At 37.8% G+C, this 14,019-nt stretch carries 11 protein-coding genes and 1 riboswitch; of the genes, 9 read left to right on the top strand and 2 right to left on the bottom strand.

The features are described 5' to 3' along the window. The first annotated feature begins 73 nt into the window (after window positions 1-73). The 7 genes from F9U64_RS09545 to F9U64_RS09515 all read left to right on the top strand — a co-directional run bounded on the left by F9U64_RS09545 (window position 74) and on the right by F9U64_RS09515 (window position 9,665). The gene (locus F9U64_RS09545) at window positions 74-5,272 is read left to right on the top strand and encodes an AAA family ATPase (RefSeq protein WP_153402829.1); all 5,199 of its coding nucleotides are present in this window, start codon (window positions 74-76) and stop codon (window positions 5,270-5,272) included. A 190-nt stretch (window positions 5,273-5,462) separates the two neighbouring features. Then, the gene (locus F9U64_RS09540) at window positions 5,463-5,636 is read left to right on the top strand and encodes a hypothetical protein (RefSeq protein WP_153402828.1); all 174 of its coding nucleotides are present in this window, start codon (window positions 5,463-5,465) and stop codon (window positions 5,634-5,636) included. 96 nt (window positions 5,637-5,732) lie between these two features. Beyond that, entirely contained in the window at window positions 5,733-6,434 is a 702-nt protein-coding gene (locus F9U64_RS09535; protein WP_153402827.1) for a response regulator transcription factor, read from the top strand. Continuing rightward, window positions 6,431-7,900: a sensor histidine kinase gene (locus tag F9U64_RS09530; RefSeq protein ID WP_153402826.1), complete on the top strand. Its 1,470-nt coding sequence runs from the start codon at window positions 6,431-6,433 to the stop codon at window positions 7,898-7,900. Before F9U64_RS09535 ends, F9U64_RS09530 begins: the two co-directional genes overlap by 4 nt. A 1-nt stretch (window position 7,901) precedes the next feature. Continuing rightward, window positions 7,902-8,981 (top strand): outer membrane lipoprotein-sorting protein, encoded by a 1,080-nt coding sequence (locus F9U64_RS09525; RefSeq protein ID WP_153402825.1) that lies wholly within the window; start codon window positions 7,902-7,904, stop codon window positions 8,979-8,981. A gap of 1 nt (window position 8,982) precedes the next feature. After that, window positions 8,983-9,465, top strand: coding sequence for an RNA polymerase sigma factor (locus tag F9U64_RS09520; protein ID WP_153402823.1), 483 nt, complete (start codon window positions 8,983-8,985; stop codon window positions 9,463-9,465). Window positions 9,466-9,482: 17 nt separating this feature from the next. Continuing rightward, window positions 9,483-9,665: a hypothetical protein gene (locus F9U64_RS09515; protein WP_153402821.1), complete on the top strand. Its 183-nt coding sequence runs from the start codon at window positions 9,483-9,485 to the stop codon at window positions 9,663-9,665. Window positions 9,666-9,807: 142 nt separating this feature from the next. On the opposite strand, the gene F9U64_RS09510 is transcribed toward F9U64_RS09515, so the two are convergent. Beyond that, entirely contained in the window at window positions 9,808-10,575 is a 768-nt protein-coding gene (locus F9U64_RS09510; RefSeq protein WP_153402819.1) for a YibE/F family protein, read from the bottom strand. Next, window positions 10,572-11,663 (bottom strand): YibE/F family protein, encoded by a 1,092-nt coding sequence (locus tag F9U64_RS09505; RefSeq protein WP_153402818.1) that lies wholly within the window; start codon window positions 11,661-11,663, stop codon window positions 10,572-10,574. The genes F9U64_RS09510 and F9U64_RS09505 overlap by 4 nt, the downstream gene beginning before the upstream one ends. A 72-nt stretch (window positions 11,664-11,735) precedes the next feature. Further along, a riboswitch (PreQ1 riboswitch) is annotated at window positions 11,736-11,783 on the top strand. Between the two features lie 118 nt (window positions 11,784-11,901). On the opposite strand from F9U64_RS09505, the gene F9U64_RS09500 reads away from it, so the two are divergent. Both F9U64_RS09500 and F9U64_RS09495 read left to right on the top strand, forming a co-directional pair. Further along, a complete protein-coding gene (locus F9U64_RS09500; RefSeq protein ID WP_153402816.1) occupies window positions 11,902-12,444 on the top strand; it encodes a VUT family protein in 543 nt (180 codons plus the stop codon). A 116-nt stretch (window positions 12,445-12,560) separates the two neighbouring features. Next, window positions 12,561-13,901: a sodium-dependent transporter gene (locus F9U64_RS09495; protein ID WP_153402813.1), complete on the top strand. Its 1,341-nt coding sequence runs from the start codon at window positions 12,561-12,563 to the stop codon at window positions 13,899-13,901. Window positions 13,902-14,019 lie beyond the last annotated feature (118 nt).

Genomic DNA, 14,019 nt, shown 5'->3' with positions numbered 1-14,019 from the left:
ATCTTCAAAGTTAAAGTGGTGCTAAAGTGTAGTTAAATTTATTTTAAAATTTCATATTTAGGGATGATGGTGAATGAAGAAAGTATTGAATTACCAATTGACAGACAAACGGATTCTTTCTGATAAATGGGCACTGTACAATGCTGTTTCCATTGATGACAAAAGGAAAGTGCTCATTAAAACCATAAACAATAAGGCCTATCCAGACGCAAAAGCTGAATTGATTCATGAATACTATACACTAAAGGATAAAGAGCTTTATGGTGTACTTCTGCCGGTTCAATTGGAGAAAGATAAAGAACAGCCATATGTGATCCTGGAATATTTTAATGGGGAGCCTTTAACGGAATGGATAAACAAAAAGCAGCCATTTGATACAAATCATTTTTTGAAAATGGCAATGAACTTAACGACAGTTCTTTTCTCTATTCATCAAAATAATATTATCCATAAAGCAATTCAGCCAAATAACGTTTTGTATGATGAGAGTACTGACAAGCTGAGGATAACGGGCTTTCACCTGTCAACAATGCTTTCAAGTGAACTGTTGCAGGCATCTGCAGCAACTAACCAATTGGAAGGGCTTTATTATTTATCACCTGAACAAACAGGAAGAATGAATCGGTCAGTGGATTATCGCACAGATCTGTATTCACTAGGTGCTTTGCTTTACCAGCTTGCAACAGGCCAGGTTCCCTTTCATGACAAGAGCGACCCAGCTGAAATAATCCATGCCCATCTAGCTCAATCACCGAGACCTCCACATGAAATGAATAAAGCTATCCCCATTGTAATTTCCAATATTATTATGAAACTGTTAGACAAAATGCCGGAAAAACGTTATCAAAGTACAGATGGGTTAAAACGGGATTTAGAGAAATGCTTTTATCATTTTCACTCAACCCAAGGAATGATTCAGTTTCCACTTGGGGTATCTGATGCTCGCTCCGTTTTAGAAAAGCCGCATAAACTTTATGGGAGAGAGCAGGAACTTAATAAGCTGATAGAAATCTTTGAGCAAGTAAAAAATGGCCAACCGTCAATTGTACTTATACCAGGCTCATCAGGTACCGGGAAAACGGCACTTGTCCAGCGATTACAAAAACCACTGTTAAATAAAAGAGGTTACTTTACAGCAGGGAAGTTTGTCCAGTTTCAAAAGCATATTCCTTATGCACCGATAATAGAAGCATTTCGTTCTTTAATAAAGCAAATCTTAACAGAAAGCAACAGCAGTATAGAAATGTGGAGAAATAAAATAAACACAGCACTCGCTAACAATGCATGGATAATTTCTAATTTTCTCCCTGAGATTGAATGGTTAATTGGCAAGCAAGGAAATGGACCTGACTTGCCGCCGCAAGGGGTGCATAACCGATTTAGACTTGTTGTCAGAAATTTCATTGATGTTTTTGCAACCGGAACCCATCCACTTGTTCTATTCATCGATGATCTGCAATGGGCTGACCATGCAACAATAGACTTAATCAAACACTTATTGCTGAATCCTGGCAGAAGGAATTTACTGATAATTGGAGCATACCGTGATGATGAAGTGGAAGTGGGTCACCCATTTGAAATCCTCTTAAAGCAATTGAAAGAAAAGGATATCATATCTGCCAGTATTCCGGTTCACCCTTTGACCAAAACGGATATGGAACAATGGATTAATGAAGTATTCGGATTAAAAGCAGAGTCTCTCGCTTCCTTGACAGAATTGACCTGCCGAATAACAAAAGGAAATCCCTTCTTTATCAACCAACTATTTCTTTTGCTTTATCAGGAGCAAGTTATTCGCTTTGATCTAAGCACGGCATCCTGGAAGGTAAATCTTGCCGAGTTACACCAGATTCCGCTGACTGATACGATGCTTGAGTTTATTATGAAACAGATCAATAAATTGCCAGCACAGACAATGCGTTTGTTACAGATCGCCGCATGTATCGGAATTAAGTTTGATCTTAAACTTTTAAGTACGATAACAGGAGAAAGCTATGAAACGATGGCAAAGCAATTGTGGGATGGATTGGAAGAGGGCGTGATTCTGCCAATGGACATTCATTATAAATGGGTTTACCCAAAGGAAAATGAACAATTGCTTAAACAGCATCCGCCAATGTACTGTTTCCTGCATGATAAAATTCAACAGGCTTTTTATAACTCCATGTCAAAAGAAGAGCAGGAGCTCACCCATTTGAAAATTGCGGAGGAACTATTAAGAAATTATACAGATAAGGAAATTGAGTTTCATATCTTCGCACTCGTCAACCATTTGAATATATGCCGATCGAGATTATCTGAAAGGCAACTAAGTGATCTAATTAAATGGAATCGGATAGCAGGTGAGAAAGCGAAGACTGCTGCAGCATATCAAACAGCTTGGAATTATTATCAGAGGGCGTTCCGGTTATTGCCAGATGATAAGTGGAACCTAAATTATAAAGAGACTTTTAAAGTAATGATGGGATACGGGGAGTCACTATATTTAAATCAGCATTTTGAAGAGGCTGAAATTATTTTTGAAGAGATGTTGGCACATGCGAAAACAAAGCAAGAGAAACTATCTATTTATAATTTAAAAATTACTCTGTATATCCATATTCACAAGGTGGAGAAGGCCACAGAAGCGGGCCTTGCAGGTGTGCGATTATTCGGTTTAGATATAAGAAACAATCCAGGTAAACTAACAGTGGCGAAGGAATATATGTTAACTAAACTCGCTTTAGGTAACAGGCGGAGTGAAGATTTGCTAAAGATTACACCTGTAGCTGATTCTTACCAAAGGGAAGTTTTGCGTACATTAATTAATACGAATGCACCAACCTATCACTTCAATCAGAATCTTGCGACAATTTTAATGCTGCGGGCATTGCGCCTGACATTAAAGGTTGGGGATATGGATTTATCTGCGCTTGTCTATAACAATTATGCCTTAACACTGAGTGCAGGCTTTGGCGATTATAAGGGAAGCTATCAATTTGGGAAGCTTGCTATTGAACATGTGAAAAGATCCGGTGAGCGGGCTTTACAAGCACGGGTATTTTTTGTTTTCGGTACATTTGTTAATCATTGGAAAAATCATATTCGCCATAACCTGGAGTATTTAGAACAATCCCAGCAGATCTGTATTGAAACAGGGAACCTGCACCTGGCTGGTGCCAATGGAGCTTTTATCGTTTTGGCCCAATATATAAAAGGGGATCATTTAGAGCTGGTAGAAGAAGGTATTGAACGACAGTTAATGTTTGCACGAAAGAATGAATATGCTATAACCAGTGATTATCTTGCAGAACTATCTGAGTGGATTGCTGTTCTAACTGTGCAGGATAAACAACCAACATGGAACTTTCCTGACTTTACTGATGATAAGTCAGCAGCAATTATTCATAAGACAACAAGATTGCAGGTAGCGTATTTATTAGATAATCAAACAAAAGCGCTATTACTAATGGAGGAATTAGAGCCACTAGTTGATAATACACTTGTCCTCAGTGTGGCGCCTGAATATTTTTTCTATCATTCATTATGGCTGATAAAGCTGATGGATAAAAATATTATTGAGAAAAGAATGAATTTAAAAAAATTGAAAAAGAATATTGCAAAATTAAAAAACTGGGCAGAGCATGCACCTGCTAATTATTTACATAAGTACTTATTGGTTCAAGCGGAATTAGAGAGGTTTAACCAAAAGGAACAAAAGGCAATGGCGCTTTATCACGAGGCAATTGAACAAGCGGAAGCGAATGGATTTTTGCAGGATACAGCGATTGCGAATTACTGTGCAGCTAATTTCTATCTGGCATCAGGTCTCTCCCAAAATGCTAAGTCTTTTATGACAGAAGCCTATAACGGATTTTTGAATTGGGGTGCAAAACATATTGCAAGCAAGATAAAACAAGATTATCCTCAATTACTGCTGCAGATAAAAGACAGTGTGCTAAGTGGAATGGTACCAATGGAACACCTTGATAGGAATGCTTTTATTAATGCAGCCCAAATTATTTCAAGTGAGGTAGTGTTAGAAGAGTTAATTAACCGTTTAATGGAAATTGTGCTGTCATATGCTGGTGCGGAGCATGCCTCCTTTTTATTACATACAGATGGGGAGCTTGACTTAGTTTCTTATCACCATTTTAATGGGCTATCCATGAAGGGCGAAAATAAACAAAGATTTTGCCAGGCAATTGTTTCTTATGTGAGGAATAGCAAAGAAGTCGTAGTGTTAGATAATGCCGGAGAGCAGGGCAATTTCACTGAAGACAGCTATATTCAAGAAACAAAAGCCAAATCTGTATTATGTCTGCCGGTTATTTATCAAGATAAGCTTGTTGCCGTACTGTATATGGAAAACAATCAATCAACAAATGTCTTTACCCGTGAGCGGTTGAATTTCCTGAATTTAATCGCCTCACAAGCGGCTGTATCGATAGAAAATGCGTATCTTTATTCAGAACTAGAAGAAAAGGTAAGAATGCGGACAGAACTTTTGAATGAATCGAATCAATCGTTAAGTGATGTCAATCAGCAATTAACGAATTCAAAAGAGAAGATGAAGCATTTATTATCAAATATATCCCATGATCTCCAGTCACCTGTTACTGTTGTCCAAGGATATGTCCGTGCATTACTTGATGGAATAGTTCAGGATCCTGCCAAACAAAAGGACTTTCTCCAGACAATCCAAAATCGGTTGAGCGGTTTAAATACATTGATGAAAGATTTATTTGATTTGTCAAAACTGGAAACAGGTAATATGCAATTTTCGCTGGAAGCCATCCCTGTTGATCAGTTATACTACCATTTCTGCAGTGTATTTGCATTGGAAGTAGAGCAGAGTGGACTAGAGTTTCATAATCGATTGTTAGTAGATTCAGAGAATGAATATCCATTGATTGAGGTTGATGTGGGGAGGCTGGAACAGGTCATGGCTAACCTGGTATCCAATGCAATTAAGCATACCGATAAAGGGACAATCGAGCTAAGCTTAGCCATTTCAGAAAAAAACCAGGCGATTTTCACTATTAGAGATGAAGGGGAAGGCATTTTACCAGCAGATATTCCTTATGTTTTTGACAGATATTATACGAAAAGAAAAACAAGCGGAAATGGATTAGGTCTTGCTATCAGTAAAGAAATTATACACTGCCTTAATGGGGAAATATGGGTGGAAAGTATTGTGAACGAAGGCACTGCTTTTGCTTTCTCTATCCCGATTATTGATGAAAGAGAATATGATCAAGTAGCAGAAGTGAATGAGAGCATAACTCTATAATAGATATTAGGAAAATCCAGCAGCTTCGCTGGATTTTTTCTATTTTAGGAAGTCGCAAGAAGGAGCGGGAAGTCGCAAGAAAGGAGCGGGAAGTCGCAAGAAAGGAGCAGGAAGTCGCAAGAAAGGAGCAGGAAGTCGCAAGAAGAGAGCAGGAAGTCGCAAGAAGGGAGCAGGAAGTCGCAAGAAGGGAGTGGGAAGTCGCAAGAAGGAGCGGGAAGTCGCAAGAAAGGGGCGGGAAGTCGCAAGAAAGGAGCAGGAAGTCGCAAGAAGAGCGGGAAGTCGCAAGAAAGGAGCAGGAAGTCGCAAGAAGAGAGCAGGAAGTCGCAAGAAAAGAGCTTTTCTTTTTACTATTACTCTACTATAGTAGTGAAGAGTTGGATGAAATTATAAAATAATTATTAAATTGTCAGAATGATAAAAATTTTGCTTTAGAATCGATAGTGTGAGAGGAGTAGTTACCATGGTTTCTATTTTACTTGTAGAAGATGATAAAGAGATTGCCCGGATTTGCCGAGATCATCTTCTTCGTCAGGGGATGCGGGTTACATGGGCGTCGACTGGAAAGGAAGGCTGGGAGGATTTTAATCAAGCTACGTATGACTTGGTGCTTGTTGATCTCATGCTCCCGGAAATGGATGGATTTCAACTTTGCAAGAATATCAGGCTGAATAGTGATATTCCATTGCTCATTATTAGTGCAAAGTTAGAAGAGGAAGCAAAGATCAAGGGATTGGATCTGGGTGCAGATGATTATATTACCAAGCCGTTCAGTCTTGAGGAATTAGTCGCCAGAGTAAAATCACATTTACGAAGATACCAGCGATACCAAGGGATTGAGCCACAATCAAATCAGATAAATTTCAATAATGGACTGACAATCAATATGGAACAGCGGCTTGTCGCCACTTATGATACAGAGATTCCTTTAACATCGAAAGAGTTTGCTTTACTGCAACTGTTTGTTCAGCACCCGAACAGAACGTTTACCAAAGCCGAATTATACGAGCATGTATGGGGTGAAGTTGAAGGGATCGGGAATAACACGATTAATGTCCATATCAAAAGCCTTCGTAATAAGCTTGATGAGCAAATGAAAGAGCCCAAATGGATTGAAACCGTTTGGGGAACAGGTTACCGGTTTATTGGAGAACAGATAGTATGAAAATCCGGGCATGGCTGATGATTTCTTATTTGATTGTAATGCTTCTTCCGCTTGTCGCAGCATATGGTTTCTTTATTTTAGTTCAGGAATGGGATCAGTCAAAAGCTCTGGCCGACTCGTTTGAATTATATGAGCGGATGGAATCAATGGAAGAACAGCTCCAGTCACCACAACTATATCAGATTAGACCAAGAGATGAAATGGAAAAACTGCTGCCTGAGGAAATCCATAAAGAAAGTATTATTGTGGAACTTTACCGGTATGATGGGATGGGAATCTATCAGTCTAATACGGAAGAGCAGTCATTATTTAAGATGGACCGATCACTCCTTTTTAAAAACCTTTATCAATATGATATGTCCTATGATGCTTTTACAGTAAAAAAGCCTGTCTATCAGAATGATCAAATTGTAGGAATTTATCAAATCAGCATTGACCGTTCAGAGTGGGTAGAAGGAGTGCAAAACAGACGCAATATCATGATAGCTGTTTCACTCACCCTTTTTCTTATCACCTATGTTGTAGTTATCTTTATGCTACACAGAAAACTGAACATGCCGCTGAATAAATTGATGAAAGGGATGTCCAATTTCTCATCAACTCAAAAGCCAACCTATTTTGAGCATAAGAAAAAAGATGAAATTGGCCAGCTGATGCAGCATTTTGAACAAATGCAGGATGAAATCAAGGAAGCTCAAAACAAGGCTAAACATGAGCAGGAGGAAAAGCAATTAATGATGGCTTCTTTTTCTCATGATATAAAAACGCCCTTAACTTCTCTTCAGGCATACGCAGAAGCACTGCAAAATGAACGCAACCTTTCCGATACAGAGCAGGAGGAATACCTGCAGATTATAAAAAGCAAATCAGTTCATATCAAAGGAATGATTGAAGATCTCACATTATATGCGAAGCTTCAGTCAGCTCAATATGATATGGAATTAGTAAAAGTCGATGCAGAAGAGTTTTTTGATATGTTGTTTGAAGGCTATGATGAACTTGCCAGAAAGCATCAAGTCCATTTTAAGAAAGATAACTTAGTCAGTGGAACTTGTTATATGAATGATCGGCAGATGGTGCGCTATCTCGATAACTTGATGAGCAATGCGTTAAGATTTACAGAAACAGACAAAACTATTGGGGTTGCAGTGATAGATACTTCCAACGGTTTACCTGACTGGACTTTTGCTGAAGCAAGAGCAGATCTAGACCAGTTCAGAAAAGGACAGGCAATACTTATCGTCCAGAATGAGGGACCAGCTATCCAGGACAAACAATCAATTTTTAAGCCATTTTTTCAAGGGGAAGAAGCAAGGACTTCCTATCAGTCCAAAAATACTGGTCTTGGTTTGAATATTGCCAAACGGATAGCAGAGAAGCATAGAGGTGAGTTGAAGTTGTGGTCATTCGAGAATAAAGGAACCATTATTGCAATGAAATTTCAAATAGAGAAGGGAAGCGAATAAGATGAAGAATATTTGGAAAATGTTAATGATCGTAAGTCTTGGATTATTTTTAGCAGCATGTTCATTGGAGGGTCTAGATCAGTATTCCCCTGATCAAATTGTCGCAAAAGCAGTAGAGGATAATGAAAATATTACTGGATTTTATATGAAAACAGATTTTGACGTTTACAAAGGGGAGGAAAAGATAGAAGATTCTATTATCGAACAATGGACAGATAAAGAAAATAAACGAATCAAGTCTATGTCTGAAACAGCGAAAGGCGAAGTATCCATGAGTGTAAATGATGGAGAGAAGATTATTCACTATTCAAGTTTACAGGGAGATGCAGTTGTAATGGATACATTAGAAGAAAATGATCAATTCATTGGCCAATCACCTAAGGATGACCTGAAATTCACATTAGAGAATTTAAGAGAAACCCATAACATTGAGGTAGTTGGCGATGAAGAGATAAATGGTTTCGATACTTATCATATTAAAGCAACACCGAAAAAGAAAGACAGTCTAATGGGAGAAGAGGAGTACTGGATCTCCAAGAATAATTGGTTTATTATCAAGTCTATTTCTAAATCTGATGATTTAACGATCGAATATACTGTCACAGAATTAGAGATTAATCCTGTTTTTGATGAAGAAACATTTACAATAGACCTTCCTGAAGGAGTAGAACTGAAAACAATGGAAGAAATGGATCCAGCGGAGAAAACAACCTTAGCAGAATTAGCAGAAAATTATGGTCAGCCGATTTTAACGAGTAAAAATTATGATTTAGTTAGTGCAGAAAAATTTTATATGGAAGGCTTTGACCGTACAGAAGCAACACAGGAATTTATGAAAGATGGCTATAAGCAATTCATATTAACGTCATTTGAAGCGCCAGAGGAAGAATTATCTGTAGGTTTAGAAGAAAAAGAAGAGATAGAAGTTCGTGGTGTGAAGGCGATTTATATGAATGATGTGATTCAGAACCTGGTCTGGGATGAGGATGGCATGAGTTATTCCCTGCTATCAATGAATCCAGAACTAACGAAAGAAGATTTAATTGAAATTGCTGAAAACCTGGAATTTGTGGAGAAATAAAATGTTTCTCTCATTTATGAATAAATTCATTTTCAAAGCAATTGTAGAAAGAAATCAGGCAAAAGTCTATCAATTGTGTTATCTGTTAACAAATGAACGTCCTTTAGCAGAGGAAATAACATGCCAGGTTTTCAATAAAATCTATGAGAAAGGAAATTTTCGAAAAATAGATCACTTAATGCTTTACCAACAGGTGATTGATAATCTACAAGATTCCTTTCTTGTTAAAAGAAAGGAAAAGATAAACAGAAAGAAAAGTGTGGGACAGGAGCTGCCATTAATAAATGAAGCGATTCTGCATCTGCCGGTTAGGGAAAGAATGGTTTTAGGCTTAGCGCATGTCTGTTTATTACCTGTAGAAGTCATCAGTTCACTATTAGATGTCCCAGCACAGGATGTAAAGAAAAGCTTATATCACAGCAGAGAGTTTCTAACCGCTTTTCTGAAGGAAAGAGAGAGAAGAGATTACAAGTTGCTAATTTAAAAAAAAGGAGTTTACTTATGAACAGTTCTGTTTTATTTCTTATTGCTATGGCAACCATCGTTATATGGATTGCTCAGTCTCGAGAGCTTATGAAGCCTTCCAAAGAACAGAGTGGGAAAACAATAGTAACTTTAACATCTGCAGGATCCTTATTAACTCTTGTTCTGACCATCTCACTTTTTCAAAGTCTCTCATTTTAAGTTTTTATGCTGCTTCAAAGAAAAAGACCTAAAGGTTCCTATGCCAATAGGTCTCTTTTTTATTTCTAATTCATTTTTGTGCTCCCAGAATTACGATTAGTTCTTAAAACAATCATAAAAAGAAATAAGTGCAAGTGCAAACTTATTTCTTTTTATCTTTTATACCTACAAGATGATGTGCAGTAATAGCAGAAGCTATCGGTATGACGATGGCAACTCCCATTCCTGCTGTCAGAATCGAGATCAATTCACCATTAAGAACTTTGGAATTAACAATTTCTCCAAAGGAATATTCGAGATCTTTAAACCATATCAGCAGACCTAAATAGCCGCCGAAAAAAGCGAAAAACAATGTGTTGCTGCTTGTGTTAAGAATATCTCTGCCAATTCGGATTCCGGACATAAAAAGATCTTTTCTTGTAATACCAGGGTTGTGCTGGTGGATTTCCCGCATTGGTGATGTAATCGAGATAGCTGTATCGACAATTGCTCCGATCGTACCCATTATGATCCCGGATGCAGCAATTTTCACAAAATCAATACCAATATAAACAGAGAAGATCGTTAATCCATCTGACTCTTCTTCACTAAAACCATAAATCATCGACTTCTCTGTGATGAAGAAGATAAACAGCAGCAAAAGCAAGGTTGTAAAAATTGTCGCGATAAATGCCAATGTTGTTTTGTTATTAATATCATTAATATAAAAAAGACTAATCGCACCTATAAAAACACATGCAACTAATGTCAGCAAAACAGGATTTGTATTTGGGTCATTCATAATCAGTACAGTAACAATCAGGACAAGAAAGTTAAGAAACAAAGCGATAAATGATTTGATCCCTTTTTTTCCACCGACTAAAGCCATCAGAATAAACAGGATAAGTGCTAATAATAGTAAAACATTCATTGTTTCGCCTGCTTTCTTTTTATAAAGTAAATCGAAATATAGAGTGTAATCGGAATGGTTAAGACAATCCCGATTCCCCCTGCTAAGGCGCGTGCCAATTCAATGGAAAGATTGGTTGTTAAAGTAAAGCCGATTGGTGATTCATTTTTAAAGTATAATAACAAATTCGGGATCGATCCACTGACATAAGCAAAAAACAAAATGTTCGTCATTGTCCCCATAATGTCTTTGCCGATTTCAAGACCAGACTTTTTCAACACATCACTGTTAATCTTGTTATTCTTCTCATATAATTCAAACATGGATGATGACATCGTTATCGCTACATCCATTACGGCGCCTAATGATCCGATCAGCAAACCTGCCATAAAGATAACTTGTGGATGTCTGCTGAGTAAGGACATCTCTTCATAGCGCAAGCCCTGTTCTCCTGTGAAAAAAAAGGCAAGGAAAGCAATGGCCAGTGAAGTTGCTGTTCCAAGGAATGTAGCGAGAATCGCAGTGTACGTTTTTTCATGAAGCCCGCTGACCATTACTAAGGACAATACAGTAAAGAAGATTATACTGATCCCGCATATAATGAGTAAACTGATATCCGAATTATGGATATAAATATCTAAAGCAATCGACAGTATAATCGCATTAACGGCAAGACTAAGAACAGATAATGCTCCTTGTTTTTTGCCAACAAACAACAGGATCAAGACAAACAGCCAGATAACCAATATCAGGTACTGATCCCGCTTTATATCACCAACTGAAATACCGTCATTGGCCAGGAAAAATTCTGTGCCTTCTTTCAGGTGAAAATGGATCGCCTGTGATTCGGAATATTGATTTTCAATCTCCATCGTTTGTCCTTTATCTGCTCCATTTTTGATCACCGCTGTAATCTGCTGGGTTACAGTAACATCTTTATTGTCATATTGATCGACTATCTCTGTCCGTTCCAACTCATCTGTTTCAGTAATCTGGACAATCGTTCGGTCATAAAATTCATAATTATTATTAACAAAAATGATTGAGCTGATAAACGCAATTAATACAAATATATATATCAGATATTTCTTCTGAAATTTTCTTTTCATTTCCCTCACTCCAAAAACTAGATTGACATGAAACAATAACTACTATATCATAGGATAGAATTGAATACCCGATCGGGAGAGGTTCATAGCTGTAAACCCTCTATAAAAAACTATGGATACATGATAATCGAGCCATGTCCATAAGGATGTGGTTTTTTTGTTCTATAGATTGTTTTGCCTTGCTATGATCTCTTTCCTGGGGTCTTTTTCTAATCGATAAAATAAGGAGAGAAATCATATGTTACGAGTATTTTTATATTTACTATCAATTGTTACAGCAAATGTGGTAACAGCAGCGTTTATGCCATTACAGTTTGGCGTGTTTATTATTCCAATGGGGACACTTTTTATTGGAGCAACTTTTATCTTCCGTGATTTGGTGCAGAATAAGTTCGGAAGAGGCAAAACCTATGCATTTATTTTTACTGCATTGTTTTTATCAGCACTTGTTTCCTCCCTGCTTGGTGATACACTAATGATCGTTGCAGCATCTGCTCTTTCATTTATCATCTCAGAAACAGCTGATACGGAAATCTATACAAGATTAAAATTACCGATGGCCTGGCGCGTTTTTTACAGTGGGATTGTTGGCGGGTTCTTTGATTCAGTTGTATTTGTGATTGTCGGCTTAAGCCCGCTTGGAGCAGGAATGCTGCCATGGGAAGCTGTACCTGCAGCAATATTAGGCCAGATAATCGCAAAAACGATTGTTCAGATGATTGGGGCAATTGTATTGAATCAAGTGTATGTAGTCAAAGAGAAGCGTGTCTTGGCTGAATAGAACGGAAAAAGCTATTTTCATATGAAGATGGCTTTTTTTTACTGGGTGATAGAATTATTGGTATAATTAGAGAAGTCTACTTAAATTATTTATAAAATAGAAAGGAGTGTGAAAAAATGCGTGAGCAATGGTCATCAAGAATTGGTTTTATTATGGCATCAGCGGGCGCTGCGATTGGGCTTGGTGCAATATGGAAGTTCCCTTACGTAGCAGGTAATAATGGTGGTGCAGCATTTTTTCTGATTTTTATTATTTTTACACTTGTGATCGGTCTTGCCATGCTGATTTCTGAATTTATTATTGGGCGTGGTGCAAAAAAAGAGGCAATCACTGCTTATAAAACATTGGCTCCAGACAGTCACTGGAAGATCATTGGCCAGCTTGGTGTGCTCGGCTGCTTCTTATTGTTATCTTTCTACAGTGTTGTAGGAGGATGGGTCCTGATTTACAGTGCAATGTCTGTAACTGGACAAGTTATCAAAGAGGGTGCTGAATACTCGGCATTATTCGGCAGTGTGACAGGTTCACCTGCTATTACATTAATCGGTTTAGCTATCTTTCTGTTAATTAATGTCCTGGTCATATCCCTGGGAATCAAGAATGGGATTGAGAAAGCAAATAAATATATGATGCCATTATTATTTATCTTTTTCCTTATTCTTGTCGTACGTTCACTGACATTAGAAGGAGCGATGGAGGGAATTTCCTTTATCCTGAAACCGGATTTCTCAAGCATTACGGGTGAAGGGGTGCTTTATGCTTTAGGACAATCCTTTTTCGCATTAGCTGTTGGCTTTTCTTGTATGGTGACATACAGCTCCTATTTAGGAAAAGAAGTGAGCATACCGGGATCTGCCTCCTCTGTTGTTATTATGAATATCCTTGTCTCCTTGCTGGCAGGTTTAGCGATTTTCCCGGCTGTTTTTGCATTCGGAATGGAACCGACAGAAGGTCCTGGCTTATTATTTATCATTCTGCCAACCGTCTTCAGTCAAATCCCGCTTGGGGAAGTGTTCTTTAGTCTGTTTTTGCTTTTATTCTTGTTTGCGACATTGACTTCTGCTTTTAGTTTGTTGGAAATTATCGTATCTGCATTCACAGAAAGCGGAAAGCGTTCCAGAAGAAAGGTGACATGGATTGCTGGTCTTGTCATGTTCATTGCAGGTATTCCGGCAGCATTATCGATGAGTACATTGAGTGAATTCATGATTTTTGGCAAAACCGTATTTGATGCAACAGACTATTTAGTCAGTAATATTCTGTTACCGCTTGGGAGTCTGCTGATTGCATTGTTTATTATGCACAAGATGGATAAAGCAGTTGTAAAGGAACAGTTTAAGCTTGCAAACGGCTTGTCAGACACATGGTATAAGAGTTGGAGAGTTGTAATGACATGGATTGTGCCTGCAACGATTCTAGTTGTATATGTGAATTTATTAGGCTTATTAAGTAATTAACATATATTTCAAAATATTGTTGTATATTATCGATAGACAGACAGCCCTTATTAGTGGTGAGGATACCATTAATAGGGGTTATTTTATTAAATGGGGAACTTATTAATAGAGAAGCAGT

It is taken from the genome of Gracilibacillus oryzae (assembly GCF_009498735.1).
Lineage (GTDB): Bacteria > Bacillota > Bacilli > Bacillales > Amphibacillaceae > Gracilibacillus > Gracilibacillus oryzae.
The sequence above is the reverse complement of the archived record's forward strand: the minus strand, read 5'-3'. Positions and strand labels throughout refer to the sequence as shown.

Excerpts from the sequence above, each read along its gene's own strand:
- F9U64_RS09545 (WP_153402829.1), top strand. The coding sequence starts at position 74 with ATGAAGAAAGTATTGAATTACCAATTGACAGACAAACGGATTCTTTCT.
- F9U64_RS09535 (WP_153402827.1), top strand. The coding sequence starts at position 5,733 with ATGGTTTCTATTTTACTTGTAGAAGATGATAAAGAGATTGCCCGGATT.
- F9U64_RS09530 (WP_153402826.1), top strand. The coding sequence starts at position 6,431 with ATGAAAATCCGGGCATGGCTGATGATTTCTTATTTGATTGTAATGCTT.
- F9U64_RS09525 (WP_153402825.1), top strand. The coding sequence starts at position 7,902 with ATGAAGAATATTTGGAAAATGTTAATGATCGTAAGTCTTGGATTATTT.
- F9U64_RS09520 (WP_153402823.1), top strand. The coding sequence starts at position 8,983 with ATGTTTCTCTCATTTATGAATAAATTCATTTTCAAAGCAATTGTAGAA.
- F9U64_RS09515 (WP_153402821.1), top strand. The coding sequence starts at position 9,483 with ATGAACAGTTCTGTTTTATTTCTTATTGCTATGGCAACCATCGTTATA.
- F9U64_RS09510 (WP_153402819.1), bottom strand. The coding sequence starts at position 10,575 with ATGAATGTTTTACTATTATTAGCACTTATCCTGTTTATTCTGATGGCT.
- F9U64_RS09505 (WP_153402818.1), bottom strand. The coding sequence starts at position 11,663 with ATGAAAAGAAAATTTCAGAAGAAATATCTGATATATATATTTGTATTA.
- F9U64_RS09500 (WP_153402816.1), top strand. The coding sequence starts at position 11,902 with ATGTTACGAGTATTTTTATATTTACTATCAATTGTTACAGCAAATGTG.
- F9U64_RS09495 (WP_153402813.1), top strand. The coding sequence starts at position 12,561 with ATGCGTGAGCAATGGTCATCAAGAATTGGTTTTATTATGGCATCAGCG.